Origin of the sequence: Exiguobacterium sp. RIT341 (assembly GCF_000632205.1) — a bacterium.
In the GTDB taxonomy this organism is placed as follows: Bacteria; Bacillota; Bacilli; order Exiguobacteriales; family Exiguobacteriaceae; genus Exiguobacterium_A.
The window spans coordinates 130,239-143,430 of the sequence record NZ_JFYW01000010.1 but is presented as its reverse complement, the minus strand read 5'-3'; the positions used below and the strand labels follow the sequence as shown (position 1 = coordinate 143,430).

Sequence of the window (13,192 nt, the reverse complement as noted above, 5' to 3'; positions counted from 1 at the left end):
GTGGTCGCATTTGTCGGTTCGCAAAGCTCTACGTTCGCTTTATAATAAAGAAAAGACTGGAAAGGAGGACGTCAGGCTGATTATTCATAAAATCCTCAACAACAATGCAGTTGTCGTTAAAGAAAATGGACAAGAACGCATCATCATGGGACCCGGTATCGCCTTTGGAAAAAAGAAAAAAGATCCGATCCAAGCGACGAAGATCGAAAAAATGTTCATCCCTTCGTTTGAAAATGCGGAACAGTTCAAAGAGATTCTGACGACGACACCACTTGAGGTCATCGACTTATCCGAACGCATCATCTCGCATGCAGAAGGTGAACTTCAGACGCCGTTTCATGACTATATTCATGTCAGTCTGACGGATCACCTCGCTCATGCCGTACGGCTAGCACGTGAACAACTCGTCGTGCATAATAGACTAGCAGAAGAGATTCGTCTTTTATATGGACCAGAATATGCGATCGGAGAATGGGCAGTCCTTGAAATCGAACGCGCGTTACAGGTCACCCTCCCTAAAGAAGAAGCAGCGAACATCGCGCTTCACTTATATAATGCACGCCAGACTCATCCGAACATGGCAACTGCTTTGCAGACGGTCACGTTACTCAATGAACTGCGTGAACAGATTGAAGTCTTTTTTGGAAAAACGATCGAAACATCGTCGATGACGTACTATCGTTTCTTCACGCATATGAAATTGGTCCTCGCTCGGATCGAACAGGGAGAAACGTTACACGACATGGATGACGTAATTCTATCAGCTGTCAAAACCCGTTATGCAGACGCCTACGCCTGTGCGAATCAGATGGGAGACTGGCTGGCAGTCGAACTCGATACGCGTGTCCCTGAATCAGAAATTGGTTATATGGCTTTACACATTGAACGGATTCGTCCCGACCTTGAAAGGAGTTCTACGTATGAAAATCTTTAGTTTAGGGGAAGCACTGATTGATTTGATTCCTCTTGATGCCGAGAACATGACATTTCAAAAAAATCCTGGGGGTGCTCCTGCCAATGTCTCCGTCGGACTCGCTCGATTAGGCGCAGACAGTTATTTTCTTGGAGCGGTCGGAGATGATTCGATGGGCCACTTCTTGAAAGATACGTTACATCACTATGGCGTCCGCACGGATTACCTCATCCATGATTCAACACAAAAGACAGGTCTTGTCCTCGTCACGAATGGGCAGGATGGCGAGCGGTCATTTGAGTTCATCAATGCGGAACGCGCTGATATGCATTTTCACGAAACACATGTACCAGAGGACTTCGAGTCCGTCGATTTATTACACATCGGCTCTATCTCTTTGATCACTGGTGAAGCCGTCAACGCGACACGAACAGCTATCGCTCGTGCGAAAGCACACCAAGTGCCTGTCTCGTATGATCCGAATTTGCGTGAATCGTTATGGCCAAATCTCGATGAAGCACGGACGACGATCCGGTCCGTCCTACCGGATGCACAAATCGTCAAACTCGCCGAGGAAGAGTTAACGTTTTTAACAGGACAAACAGACCTTGATGACGGGGCTGCCGAATTGTTAGCTGAATACCCGATCCGTCTTCTCGCTATCACGCGTGGAAGTGAAGGGTCGATTCTGTATACGGATCACGCGATGGCTGTCATCGATGCGATTACGGTCGACGCGATTGATACGACAGGAGCTGGGGATGCTTTCATGTCCGGGTTACTCTATCAGTGTGCGTTACGTGATTTTTCATTCGCTTGGTCAGCAGATGAACTTCATGATATCGGACGATTCGCAGCGATTTCAGGTGGGCTTGCTGCTTCCGTCAAAGGTGCAATGGCTGCCTTGCCAACACTTGATGAAGTCGCTCATCGCTTGAGTTAAATCCGTAAAAAAAGACGGAGAGATTCCGGACGCAGTGCCGGAATCTCTCCGTCTTTTTCGTTTGGTTGATGAATCGTTTCTTCCTAAAGAATCGATCAAGGCATATCGATAAATTGTTTGATTTCGTCTAACGCCTCATCTTGTTGCTCTTTTGACGTCAATGGGCTCCTGTTGTCCCCTTTTTGTGGTCCATACATACCAAAGTTCGCATGATTTCCTTGTTTGATTTCATGGAATACCGCATCTTTTCGAACATTCTGCTTACTTTTTTCGATATCAGCGATTGGTAAGACACCATCTTGTCCACCATAGACCGTTAGTGAGGGCACATCAATCGAATCAATCGGATAGGATGCGAGGAAGATGATTCCTTTAATCTTCGAATGTTGTTCGACGATTGTCGAAGCCGCGCTTCCACCTAGTGAATGCCCGATCAGATACCACTTTTTGACCTGCGGATATTCCTCGACGATATCGAGTCCTTCGTTTGCATCGAGCAAGGCAATCCGAAACGGTAGCTTCGGTATGATGACAAAATGTCCATCTTTCGCTAGTTGATTACCATAATAACTGTAAGCAGCTGCATCGACTTTTGCTCCTTGATAAAAGATGAATCCGACGTCACTCGTCTCTTTTCCAAACGTGACTTCACGTGGTGTTTCCGTCTCCACGTAAGACGCCGCTTGCTGCGAAGCGTCATAATCGAATTGTGCCCAAATCATAAAGGCAAATACGAGTAGCGCAAGTACTGCAACAATCGTTCCAAGGATTCGTTTACTCCATTTTTTCATGTCATTCCCTCCCTATAGCATTATACCCATTATTATGTGTTAAATCACATATGAAAACAAATGATAGAATTTTCAGTCATTGTAAGCATCCCTATCTCTTTTTCATGAATTGGTTTAAGATAAAGTCACTATTGTTTTTTCGAAAGGAGATTTACGTTTTGCCGCGTACCCTTGTGTCTACGATTCAATGGTTTTTATTCATCATCTGTACCAACATTGCCCCACCCCTTGCCATCGCAGCATCGTTTGAACTCTCGGGTGCCGAGACGCTTTCCTTTTTATCTCGTTGTCTATTCGTATTTGCCATCTTAAGTCTATTTCAAGTCCTACTCGGACACCGTCTTCCAATCATGGAAGGTCCTGCTGGAATTTGGTGGGGAGTATTCGCTCTCTATTCATCGATTGGTGTCACGCTGTACGGCAGTTATTCGAACACGCTACAATCGCTCGGATTCTTACTCTTACTCAGCGGAATCATCTGTATCATCTTGACGGTGACAGGTGTCTTACGACGCTTAGTTCCGCTCTTCACTCCACAAGTCATTGGTGTTTATATGTTATTGCTGTCGGCACAGCTGTCGGGATCCGTCATGAAAGGATTGTTGAATATCGAAGACGGACGGATTCAAGTATTGCCTGCCGTCATCTCGATTCTGACCGTCTTGATCTCGCTCTATTTAGAACGAAGTGATCGCTTACGACAATATGCTTTATTGATTACACTACTCGTCGGTTGGAGCATGTTCGCACTGATCGGACGTGCTGAGATGCCAAACTTCGACGGTCCACTGTTCACTTTACCGAGCCTATTACCATTCGGCGGTATTCATATCGATTGGAGCCTATTACCGACTGCTATCATCATCTCGTTACTCTTGATGACGAACGTCTTAGCGAACATCAAGGTCATTGAACGGATCATCAGTGCGAAGCGCGGAGAAACGGTCAAAGGACAAGTCGGGACGGCTGGTATCACGGCTGGTATCGGACAACTCTTCGCCGGTCTGTTCGGTACAGTGGGTCCTGTTGCTATTTCCGGAACGGCTGGATTCATCGCCTCAACGGATAATACGGACCGCAAAGCGTTCGTTTATGCGAATATCACGTGTCTCTTCCTCAGTATCGTGACACCGTTCGTCGGTTTGATTGCTAAAATCCCTGTCGCTGTTGGTTATGCGATGGTCGCCCCGATCGTTGCCGGCATGGCAATCATCGGCGTCACGGAAGCGGCTCGCGATTTGAATCGTCAAACAGCGATGATCACAGTTGGTCTTCCAGTTCTCGTCGGCATCGGTGCGTTGTTGTTACCGAAAGAAGCAACGGCCGATTTACCACCACTCATGACGACACTGATGTCGAACGGTCTCGTCCTCGGAACGTTAGTCGCCTTGCTTGCAGAGGCCTTACGCCATATCCGGACGAATGATTAATAAAAAGACGCTTTCTCGATCGAGAAAGCGTCTTTTTTGAATATCTTAACGAATGCCGCGCATGTATTTTTGAAGTTTTGGTGCGAAAGCGAATAAGAGTAATCCGAAGATGACGGCAACGATACCTGTGATACCGAAATATAGAATCTCTGTATCCGCTTTATAGTACTTAACGATTTGTGCGTTGACCGCTTGTCCCGTTGCGTTCGTCAAGAACCATAGACTCATTGTTTGCGCTGAGAAGGCTGCCGGCGCCAATTTTGTCGTTGCCGATAAACCGACTGGTGACAAGAAGAGCTCACCGATGACGACGAGGAAGAAGCTGAGCGTCAGCCAGAGCGGACTAACTGTTGTTTCAACACCGAATAGGATACCTGGTAGTGTCATGACGATGAACGAAAGCCCTGCAAACAGAAGACCGAACGAGAACTTTTGCATCGTCGTCGGTTGACGATCCCCTAGCTTGACCCAGAAGCTTGCAAATACAGGTGCTAATACGATGATGAAGAGCGGATTCAACGATTGGAAGAATGCCGGTTGAATCTCAAATCCTAAGAATGAAAGGTTCGTCCGTTCACTTGCAAAGATCGAGAGGACATATGAACCTTGTTCTTGGATCGCCCAGAAAATCGCTGCTGCGATGAAGAGCGGAATATAAGCAATCAAGCGCGATCGTTCGTCATCTGTAATCTTTGGACTACGAAGCATGACTGTGAAATAGGCGATTGGAATCAAGATTCCGAGAATCGTGACCATCAAGGTAAAGCGAGAAATCGTCAACAATCCTGTCATCGATGCAATGACACCGAGAACCGCAATGACGACGACAACGATCGACGCAATCGTGATGAAGCGTTTTTTCTCGTCCCCTTTTAATGGGTTTAAAACATACGTACCTGCTTGACCAAGGTTTTTCTTTTTCGTCAGGACGAAGACGATAAGTCCTGCGAACATTCCGATGGCGGCGAGTGCGAAACCAGCATGGTACCCACCACGGTCAGCCACTTCACCGACGACGAGTGGTGAAAGGAATGCCCCAGCGTTGATCCCCATGTAGAAGATACTAAATCCAGCATCACGACGATTATCCGTCTTACTGTACAAATCTCCGACGATATTCGATACGTTCGGTTTCAAGAAACCGGTACCGATGACGATGAGTCCCATCGAGACGAAGAGTGCCGTAATGCCTGCTGGTAAAGCAAGAACGATATGCCCCAGCATTATCAAGATACCACCATAGAATACAGTTCGAGACGTACCGAGCAAACGGTCAGCTACCCATCCACCAATGATCCCAGACATGTAGACGAGTGAACCGTAAACGGCCATGATTGACGCAGCTGTCGTCTTGTCAATTCCTAGACCACCATTTGCGACTGAGTCGTACATATAGAAGATAAGGATGGCACGCATACCATAGTAGGAGAAACGCTCCCAAAACTCGGTGAAGAAGAGGGTGAATAACCCTTTCGGATTTCCAAAGAATCCTTTTTGCGGAACGGTCTTATAGACCTGATCGCGATCAAACTCTGCCATATGATTGGCTCCTTTCATCTGCCCTGAATAAGTGCATAATCCATCATCTTTTCCCGCTTTCCCCAAACGATAAGCGTGACGAAACAGATAGGATACGAATACACTGTTTTGCCTGAATTGTCTCACTTCTTTTTTTATATATGAGACAGCACTTTACCATTCAACCGCAAATCATTTGATGAGTCAAATATTATTTATATTACAAGAATAATAAAAGAGCAACCGACAAGTCGGCTGCTCAAGATTGCATCTGTTTTGATTCGATGATCGTAATTCCAGGCGGCGCATGTAGCGTTTCATGAATCATCGCCGCAGCGACTTGACCGGCTTCGATCGGAGCGATGGCACTGCGTTTTAATAACGGTCGTAACACCGTCGAAATTTTCGCAGCTGCCTGTTCGCCTAAACGAAACTCGTCTCTTTCTCCTAACAAGAGCGAAGGTCTGAAAATTAGTAATGCATCGTATCCTAGTACGCGTAGTCCATTTTCCGTATCCCCTTTTACGCGATTGTAGAAGGTTTTGGCATTCGGATGGGCACCAAGAGCTGAAATCAAAGCAAAACGTGTCGCACCGAGATCTAACAGTTCACGACCAAGTTCAACCGGATACGTATAATCAACTAGACGGAATGCATCTTGCGAGCCTGCTTGTTTAATCGTCGTACCTAGTGCACAGTAGACGTGATCAACGACAGGCAATTCGATTTCTGTCACACGATCAAAATCAATCACCCATTCTTCAAGTTTCGGATGAAAACGGCGTATCGGTCGGCGAACAAGAACATGTACCTCGCTATATGCCTCTTCTGCCAACAAACGGTCTACGAGTTCTTGGCCAACTAGACCGGATGCTCCTAAAATGGCTGCTCTCATATGTTTCTCCCTCCTTCATGCTGTCGACCGATTGGTACGAAATAGGAACGATTCCCAGTAATCCGTTCTCCAGCACGTACACCAATCGCACTCGGTCTTCCACCTAAAATAAAAACACCGTACATATACGCGACGTCTCCCTCTTCTTGAAGTGGATACATCGGTAATTCTCGATACGCCTGATAGACAGCCGGTTGATCAAGAAACGTATGCTGTTCATTCTTTAGCAGCACTTCTCCCTGTCCGTCATGGACCGTTACAGTGTCCCCTTCGCGTCCAAAGATCGGTTTCTTGACGAACGGTTGTCGGCTTGAGATGAATGCATCTTCTGATAAGTATGTCGGTAAAAAATAACGTGCAATCATCGTATGATCCATTTCGCTCAAGTATGGATGCTTGGTTTCGTGTAACATCCAGATCAACGCAAGAACCGACTTGGCTTGCATTAAAAAAGCGGACGGTGGATTGATGATTTCTAGCCGCCCCGTCTCGACAAGTTGCAACAATAACTGTCCTAGGTTTCGCCCCTCTTCATCCCGGTCCAGCAAAGCCATCTCGATTGGAAAGGTTTGCCGGTATAAAATATCAATTCTTTTACCTGTCTCATCGTACAAGCCCTCTTCCGGGCGAATCTCTAGTGCATCAAGCGGACAATAGACCGCGCTACTCCAGAACGACTGCAAATACTCAGACGTCAGCCGATCTTCGATATGGTCGCCATGTGAAGTGAAGACAACATGCGGATCCTGCTTCGTCCGATATGTCGCTGCTTCGATTGCACGACGGACAGCTTCCTTGAGCCATTCGTTTTCTCCATCATTGACACGTTTAAATCCTTGTTTCTCTGCTACGACATCGTTGACTTCAAATACTTCCTTAATGAAGGTCGGCGTATCGGCATTCCATTCCATGAGTGAAATGCGATCAGCCGTCACAATGAAATCAAAGCGCCCGATGACGGTCAGCGGTCGCATCGTCTCGAGTCGTAAGAAGGCAAGACTTTCGACTGGGAAGCCAAGTTCAAGTAGTGCCTGATCATCCATTGAGCGAAGAATCGGAAGTACTTTTTCAAATATCCGATACACTTCTTGCGCCGCGATATGCAGTTGATCGATTCGTTTGTCCGAGATCGGCATGATTTCCGTGACAGCGTACGGTTCCCCGTCTAGCACATCCCAAAAACGATCGATGTCTCCATAAAAGGTCTGTCGTTTATTCATCCGCCGAAAAAGCCGGAGGACGAGCCCGTTCCGAATCCTTTTGTTTTCGTATTGTAACTCTTTACTTTTTTCGATTTCGGCGTATATCCTTTCGTTCGCATCGCACTGTGCATCAAGGCACGTGAAGCGAAATAACTACCACCCCAGTAATAGTAGCCTGAATGAGTCGACGAACTATCATCACAGTACCAGACACCTTCATCGTTATCATATTCATAGTCATCACAATCCGGATCATCTGGTCGTTCCGCTCGCGCATCATCCGATCCACACCCACTTAATGTCGTTCCGATCAACAGTGTCGCAGCTAGTGTAGCTTGTTTCATCCAATTCACCTTCTCAGTCCCCTTTCCTTTTACTCTCGTTATGGATAGTATACGCTTTTTCGAAGAGAAAAGTTTCTTTGTTCTGCCGGAACTTTTTTTATCAAAATGTGGTAATAGTATCTATAGAATGAAAAGGAGGATTTACGCATGTCACTTGCCTACTATGTTGAAGAAAATAGTGAATTCCAGCCGATCTATCAATATGATCGTTATGCGATCGAACCGGAAGAAATCATCGCCCACCAACTCTGCGAATTCCATATCATCGAAGGACATCAATACGAGCTTCGTTCCAATGAGATGGCAGGTGAATACGATCAATTGATTGTCGACCACATCAAAGCATCACCGCGTGCGACGGAAGAACGTGTTTATCCACCGCATCAAATTCATATTGAATTCAGACAGTATCTATCCGAAAGCGCCCAACCGCTTTTAAAGACATCAACGGTTCCAAATCACATCCAAGCGATTCGTTTTTTGATCAAAGACAAGATTGAAGTCGAAGGACACGGTATTTTTGAGCGTGACAGCTGTGAAATTGATATCGATCGGAATTGTTATGTCGTCTATCTTGCAGATACACTTTGAGACGTAAAATCAAGTCTCTTCATTTCCAAGAGACGTTTTTTTTGGCATACTAGAAGGTAAGAACGAATCAATCGAGGTGAACGAACATGAGTGAACAACCAAAAAAACTATCATTGCAAGAGGCAATGATCGAGCGCTTGAAAGCAAAAAAACAAGCGCAAACTAAACGTCCGACTGGCTTACAAGGAACACAAACGAAACAATTGACGAGCCAACAGACGAAAAAAGCGAATAACCAGAAAAAACGGACAGGCGTCTAAGTCACAGGAATTCATGAAATAAGGAGCAATTATGAGTATTTTAACGGTATCTAACTTAAGTCACGGATTCGGTGACCGCGCCATTTTCGAAAATGTCTCCTTCCGCCTGTTAAAAGGCGAGCACATCGGTCTCGTTGGTGCGAACGGTGAGGGGAAATCGACGTTCATGAATATCATCACGTCGCAACTTGAGCCGGATGAAGGGAAAGTTGAATGGGCGAAGCATGTGCGCGTCGGCTATTTAGACCAGCACGCTGTCCTTGAAAAAGGATTAACGATTCGGGATGCTCTCAAAGGTGCATTCCAGTACATGTTCGATATCGAACAGGAAATCAATGATTTGTACGGTAAAATGGGTGAAGTCGAGCCAGAAGAACTCGAAAAAATGCTCGAAGAAGTCGGTGTCTTACAAGACATTTTGACAAATAACGACTTCTATACGATTGATGCAAAAGTCGAAGAAATCGCACGCGGTCTTGGTCTCGATGAAATCGGACTTGACCGGGATGTACAGGAGCTCAGTGGTGGACAGCGGACGAAAATTCTGCTTGCGAAACTCCTTCTTGAAAAACCAGATATTCTCTTACTTGATGAGCCGACCAACTATCTCGATGTCCAGCATATCGAGTGGTTAAAACGCTATTTAAATGAATATGAGAATGCATTCATCTTGATTTCGCACGATATTCCATTCCTCAATAGCGTCATCAACTTGATTTATCATATGGAAAATCAAGAATTGAACCGTTATGTCGGTGACTACGACAACTTCGTCACGATCCACGAAGCGAAGAAAAAACAACTTGAGTCTGCATTCAAGCGTCAACAGCAGGAAATCTCTGAGTTGAAGGATTTCGTTGCCCGGAACAAGGCGCGTGTCTCGACACGGAACATGGCGATGTCACGTCAGAAAAAACTTGATAAGATGGATGTCATCGAACTCGCACAGGAACGGCCAAAACCAGAGTTCCACTTCCTCCAAGCACGGACACCAAGTAAATTGATGTTCGAAGCAAAGGGTCTTGTCATCGGATACGATGAGCCACTGTCTCGTCCTCTTGATTTGACGATCGAACGCGGACAGAAGATCGCCTTGCACGGTGCGAACGGAATCGGGAAATCGACGTTGCTCAAGAGTTTACTCGGTGAAATCCCGGCTGTCTCGGGTGTCGTTGAGCGGGGAGAGAACTTGCATATCGGGTACTTCGAGCAAGAAGTCAAAGAGAAGAACTCGAATACGTGTATCGAAGAGATCTGGAATACGTTCCCGTCTCTGACACAACAGCAAGTCCGCGCCATGCTCGCGAAGTGTGGTTTGATGACGAAACACATCGAATCGAAAATCGAAGTACTCAGCGGTGGAGAAAAAGCGAAAGTCCGTCTTTGTAAATTGATGAACACGGAATCGAACATCCTCGTACTCGATGAGCCGACGAACCACTTGGACGTCGAAGCAAAAGAAGAATTAAAACGTGCGTTACAAGAGTACAAAGGAACCGTCCTCTTAATCTCACACGAACCAGAATTCTATGAAGCTGTTGCAACAGACTTATGGAACTGTGAATCATGGACGACAAAAGTATTCTAAGCCATGCTTTACAAAAGATGGGATGCCCAGATGGGTATCCCATCTTTTTAGTTCATACACTTAATCATTGCATGATTGTGCATCTTCACGCACACTAAGACTTAGAAAATGGTTATGAAGGAGCGTGTTTTTTTGGAAACGATCACGAAAAAAGCAACTTTATCCTATTTACATGTTCCAAGCGGTGGTTCGGAACAATTGATTGCCCGCCTCTATTCACCTGAACATACAGAGGATGCTCCATTAATTGTCCTCTTTCACGGATTTCCCGGGAAACAGTTAAACATGGACTGGGCAGTACAACTTCAAAGCGCAGGATACCATGTGCTTGTCACGTCATATCGTGGAACGATCGGAAGTCCCGGAACCTTCCGATTCCAACATGTTCTGGAAGACGCAACGGCAACTTTACGTTACGTCTGCTCCAAGTCTTTCACTACTGAACACGGTATCAAGGCTGATCAGATTACCGTTGTCGGTCATAGCATGGGTGGGTTCGCCGGTCTTCATGCTTTTGCTGAGACACCGGAGGCTGAACATTATGTCGGGATTTCTCCGTTTAATTTTGGACTCGTCGGTCAGCTCGTCCTCGAACATCCGGAATACGAGCCTGTGCTTCATGGTATTCTCGAGCGAGGAGCTGCTTTCCTAAATGACGCCACTGCTGACGCGTTACTTGACGAGTTAAAGCACCATCATACGACCTGGAACTTACTGACGCTAAAAGAACGTCTAGCCGATCGCTCGATGTTGCTCATGACGTCAGAACGAGACGAAACATCGATCAAAGCGCTCCATCATGACTTATTGGTATCGGACAGTCCGTTTGAGGAAGCGATCGTCGATAGTGATCACAACTATATTGAGAATCGGGATGCTGCCTTTAACGAATGGACAGCTTGGCTCGCCCGACAATGAAAAGAGCGCTCAGTGTACGACTGAGCGCTCTTTTGCTGAAGTTCGAGTCCGTTGCATAGGACGGATCCGCATCCGGTACAGAACAAGTGTGAACATCGTCAATGTCGAGACAGCGTACCAAACCGTCGTAAATAGTGTTCCGGTATCTGTACCGATGAAAAGACCATGTGCCGTCATCAATAGCCAGGCAGGTAAAACAAGCCAATGTGTCAATTTCCAAAGTGTCTTGCCTAACGTCTCCTTTAAGAAATCCGAAGTCACGAGAACGAACCCAAATAAGTAGAGACTGATCGTTCCAAATGCATTCCAAAGCGGTTCATAGGAAGCTTGTCCTGGAATCAAGACCTCGAAGATTGTCAGTGGTGCGTACGTATCCACAATGATGAGCGTCGCATGGAGGACGATTGCGAGCAATCCTGCCCAACCACTATATAAGTGCACGTGATGCAATCGTGCTTTTTGCTTTTTGAGAGCCGGGTAGGAACCAAGCAATCCTGCTAGGACTGAAATCGTCATGAAGAAGTGTCCGCTTAAGCCACTCAAGCGAATCATCGTCCATGTCGAGAACAACCATTTCATCCAGTCCATATCTCACTCACTCCTTTCTGTTCGCTTCGCCATTCTCCTGTAGTGTCTAAAATCAGTAATCGTCCTTTCGGAAACCAACGAAACAATTTTTCTTGACGTTCTGCTTCTGTCATCTGAAAGGCAAGCTTTGTCATGACTTCCGCTTCATAGAGTTGTGGAGCAGACGCCGTCGCTTGCAGAATCGGACTCCTCGTCGGACGCCCTGTTCGTCCATCTAACAAATGATGATGCGTCTGTCCGTCCGTCTTCCACGATCGATAGACACGGTTCGATGTCGCAATCGCACCTTGTCGTAATTGCACATCAGCGACGCGTTGTTCGGTCTCGGGATGCGTAATTGTGATATTCCATGGTTTCTCCTCAGACCAGACGATGACGTCACCTCCCGCTTCAATCAGTCCACGGTTCCAGGTTTTTCGTAGGCATTGCGCCGCGATCATCGCGGCAGCACCTTTTCCGATTCCACCTAGATCGATAAAGCCGCCTCCGACTCGAGTCACGTCGCATCCTTCAATGATGAATGGTGCGATTTCCGGTGGAGCCGTTTCTTCATAAGCGATGGCTTGCGTGAACGGAAACGATTGCCGGTAACCATTAGCTTGTTGTTGAGCTAGCAGAAACGGAGAAAAATAATGTTCCGTCTGTTCGAAGTATCGTGTGGCGCGTGCCAGTAAGCGGGCTAACGGTAAGGACACCGATATCATGTCCCCGATCCGCAAACGATTCAATCGACTAACCTCACTTTGATCATCAAAGCGTGACCACTGTCGATCGACGTAATGAAAGAAACGGATGAGTTCCTCCCACTCGGCTTCATCAATCGGCTGATCCGTCACGAATCGCACCTGATTATGCATCGCATACAATTGTCGCTCCATTTTCCTCCTCCTTACCTCGAATGACTGGACTGACCGTCACTCGACCCACCTGGTTGACTGAATCCAGACGATTCGTCGCCCTGCCATTGACCATCATCATCTTCGTAATATCCATCATCTTCTCCATATTCGTCTTCATCATCGCTATATTGATTTCCTTGGGATGGTAATGTCGTATCATTCGAATACGTATCGCCTGTCGAAACAGGTGTCGTCGAGGAATCGCTCGAACTGACACTCAACTGACCAATCGCAAGTCCGATGAAGACGGAACTACTAAGCCCGACGAGCCATTTCGCAAATGGTTTTGGTTTCATCTGTTTCCTCTCCCTT

Annotated in this window: 15 protein-coding genes; 7 read left to right on the top strand and 8 right to left on the bottom strand. The window is 46.4% G+C overall.

Features of this window, described 5'->3' with window-relative positions; translation table 11 throughout:
• The first annotated feature begins 10 nt into the window (after window positions 1-10).
• Entirely contained in the window at window positions 11-934 is a 924-nt protein-coding gene (locus tag BW42_RS13095) for a PRD domain-containing protein (protein ID WP_081780435.1), read from the top strand.
• On the top strand, window positions 921-1,856 hold the full coding sequence (locus tag BW42_RS13090; protein WP_035411991.1) for a carbohydrate kinase: 936 nt from the start codon (window positions 921-923) through the stop codon (window positions 1,854-1,856). The genes BW42_RS13095 and BW42_RS13090 overlap by 14 nt, the downstream gene beginning before the upstream one ends.
• 95 nt (window positions 1,857-1,951) lie before the next feature.
• Here the strand turns inward: BW42_RS13090 and BW42_RS13085 are convergent, their stop codons facing one another.
• Window positions 1,952-2,647 carry an alpha/beta hydrolase gene (locus BW42_RS13085; protein ID WP_035411987.1) on the bottom strand — a complete coding sequence of 232 codons (696 nt, stop codon included), beginning with the start codon at window positions 2,645-2,647 and terminating at the stop codon, window positions 1,952-1,954.
• 158 nt (window positions 2,648-2,805) lie between these two features.
• Here BW42_RS13085 and BW42_RS13080 point away from each other — a divergent pair, with 158 nt between their 5' ends.
• Window positions 2,806-4,077, top strand: a complete 1,272-nt coding sequence (locus BW42_RS13080; RefSeq protein ID WP_035411985.1) for a purine/pyrimidine permease — start codon at window positions 2,806-2,808, stop codon at window positions 4,075-4,077.
• 45 nt (window positions 4,078-4,122) lie between these two features.
• Here BW42_RS13080 and BW42_RS13075 read toward each other — a convergent pair whose 3' ends face one another.
• From BW42_RS13075 to BW42_RS13060, 4 genes are all read right to left on the bottom strand, one after another.
• The gene (locus tag BW42_RS13075) at window positions 4,123-5,616 is read right to left on the bottom strand and encodes a peptide MFS transporter (protein WP_035411982.1); all 1,494 of its coding nucleotides are present in this window, start codon (window positions 5,614-5,616) and stop codon (window positions 4,123-4,125) included.
• Window positions 5,617-5,854: 238 nt separating this feature from the next.
• A complete protein-coding gene (locus tag BW42_RS13070) occupies window positions 5,855-6,490 on the bottom strand; it encodes a hypothetical protein (protein ID WP_035411980.1) in 636 nt (211 codons plus the stop codon).
• Complete coding sequence (locus tag BW42_RS13065; RefSeq protein WP_035411977.1) at window positions 6,487-7,710, bottom strand: glutathionylspermidine synthase family protein; 1,224 nt, start codon at window positions 7,708-7,710, stop codon at window positions 6,487-6,489. Before BW42_RS13065 ends, BW42_RS13070 begins: the two co-directional genes overlap by 4 nt.
• Window positions 7,707-8,036, bottom strand: a complete 330-nt coding sequence (locus BW42_RS13060) for a hypothetical protein (RefSeq protein WP_035411974.1) — start codon at window positions 8,034-8,036, stop codon at window positions 7,707-7,709. Before BW42_RS13060 ends, BW42_RS13065 begins: the two co-directional genes overlap by 4 nt.
• 147 nt (window positions 8,037-8,183) lie before the next feature.
• Here BW42_RS13060 and BW42_RS13055 point away from each other — a divergent pair, with 147 nt between their 5' ends.
• The 4 genes from BW42_RS13055 to BW42_RS13045 all read left to right on the top strand — a co-directional run bounded on the left by BW42_RS13055 (window position 8,184) and on the right by BW42_RS13045 (window position 11,393).
• Entirely contained in the window at window positions 8,184-8,627 is a 444-nt protein-coding gene (locus tag BW42_RS13055) for a hypothetical protein (protein WP_035411971.1), read from the top strand.
• An 86-nt stretch (window positions 8,628-8,713) separates the two neighbouring features.
• Complete coding sequence (locus BW42_RS16460) at window positions 8,714-8,887, top strand: hypothetical protein (RefSeq protein ID WP_023469740.1); 174 nt, start codon at window positions 8,714-8,716, stop codon at window positions 8,885-8,887.
• A gap of 31 nt (window positions 8,888-8,918) precedes the next feature.
• The gene (locus tag BW42_RS13050; protein ID WP_023469741.1) at window positions 8,919-10,475 is read left to right on the top strand and encodes an ABC-F family ATP-binding cassette domain-containing protein; all 1,557 of its coding nucleotides are present in this window, start codon (window positions 8,919-8,921) and stop codon (window positions 10,473-10,475) included.
• A 132-nt stretch (window positions 10,476-10,607) separates the two neighbouring features.
• On the top strand, window positions 10,608-11,393 hold the full coding sequence (locus BW42_RS13045; RefSeq protein ID WP_035411968.1) for a S9 family peptidase: 786 nt from the start codon (window positions 10,608-10,610) through the stop codon (window positions 11,391-11,393).
• Between the two features lie 9 nt (window positions 11,394-11,402).
• Here the strand turns inward: BW42_RS13045 and BW42_RS13040 are convergent, their stop codons facing one another.
• The 3 genes from BW42_RS13040 to BW42_RS13030 are packed head-to-tail and all read right to left on the bottom strand — an operon-like array spanning window position 11,403 to window position 13,176.
• A complete protein-coding gene (locus BW42_RS13040) occupies window positions 11,403-11,981 on the bottom strand; it encodes a hypothetical protein (protein WP_035411965.1) in 579 nt (192 codons plus the stop codon).
• On the bottom strand, window positions 11,969-12,859 hold the full coding sequence (locus BW42_RS13035) for an FAD:protein FMN transferase (RefSeq protein ID WP_035411962.1): 891 nt from the start codon (window positions 12,857-12,859) through the stop codon (window positions 11,969-11,971). The genes BW42_RS13040 and BW42_RS13035 overlap by 13 nt, the downstream gene beginning before the upstream one ends.
• Window positions 12,860-12,870: 11 nt before the next feature.
• Window positions 12,871-13,176, bottom strand: a complete 306-nt coding sequence (locus BW42_RS13030; RefSeq protein WP_035411958.1) for a hypothetical protein — start codon at window positions 13,174-13,176, stop codon at window positions 12,871-12,873.
• Window positions 13,177-13,192: the final 16 nt, after the last annotated feature.

Coding starts and splice junctions, on each gene's coding strand:
- BW42_RS13090 (WP_035411991.1), top strand. CDS start 921: ATGAAAATCTTTAGTTTAGGGGAAGCACTGATTGATTTGATTCCTCTT.
- BW42_RS13085 (WP_035411987.1), bottom strand. CDS start 2,647: ATGAAAAAATGGAGTAAACGAATCCTTGGAACGATTGTTGCAGTACTT.
- BW42_RS13075 (WP_035411982.1), bottom strand. CDS start 5,616: ATGGCAGAGTTTGATCGCGATCAGGTCTATAAGACCGTTCCGCAAAAA.
- BW42_RS13070 (WP_035411980.1), bottom strand. CDS start 6,490: ATGAGAGCAGCCATTTTAGGAGCATCCGGTCTAGTTGGCCAAGAACTC.
- BW42_RS13065 (WP_035411977.1), bottom strand. CDS start 7,710: ATGAATAAACGACAGACCTTTTATGGAGACATCGATCGTTTTTGGGAT.
- BW42_RS13060 (WP_035411974.1), bottom strand. CDS start 8,036: ATGAAACAAGCTACACTAGCTGCGACACTGTTGATCGGAACGACATTA.
- BW42_RS13055 (WP_035411971.1), top strand. CDS start 8,184: ATGTCACTTGCCTACTATGTTGAAGAAAATAGTGAATTCCAGCCGATC.
- BW42_RS16460 (WP_023469740.1), top strand. CDS start 8,714: ATGAGTGAACAACCAAAAAAACTATCATTGCAAGAGGCAATGATCGAG.
- BW42_RS13050 (WP_023469741.1), top strand. CDS start 8,919: ATGAGTATTTTAACGGTATCTAACTTAAGTCACGGATTCGGTGACCGC.
- BW42_RS13040 (WP_035411965.1), bottom strand. CDS start 11,981: ATGGACTGGATGAAATGGTTGTTCTCGACATGGACGATGATTCGCTTG.
- BW42_RS13035 (WP_035411962.1), bottom strand. CDS start 12,859: ATGGAGCGACAATTGTATGCGATGCATAATCAGGTGCGATTCGTGACG.
- BW42_RS13030 (WP_035411958.1), bottom strand. CDS start 13,176: ATGAAACCAAAACCATTTGCGAAATGGCTCGTCGGGCTTAGTAGTTCC.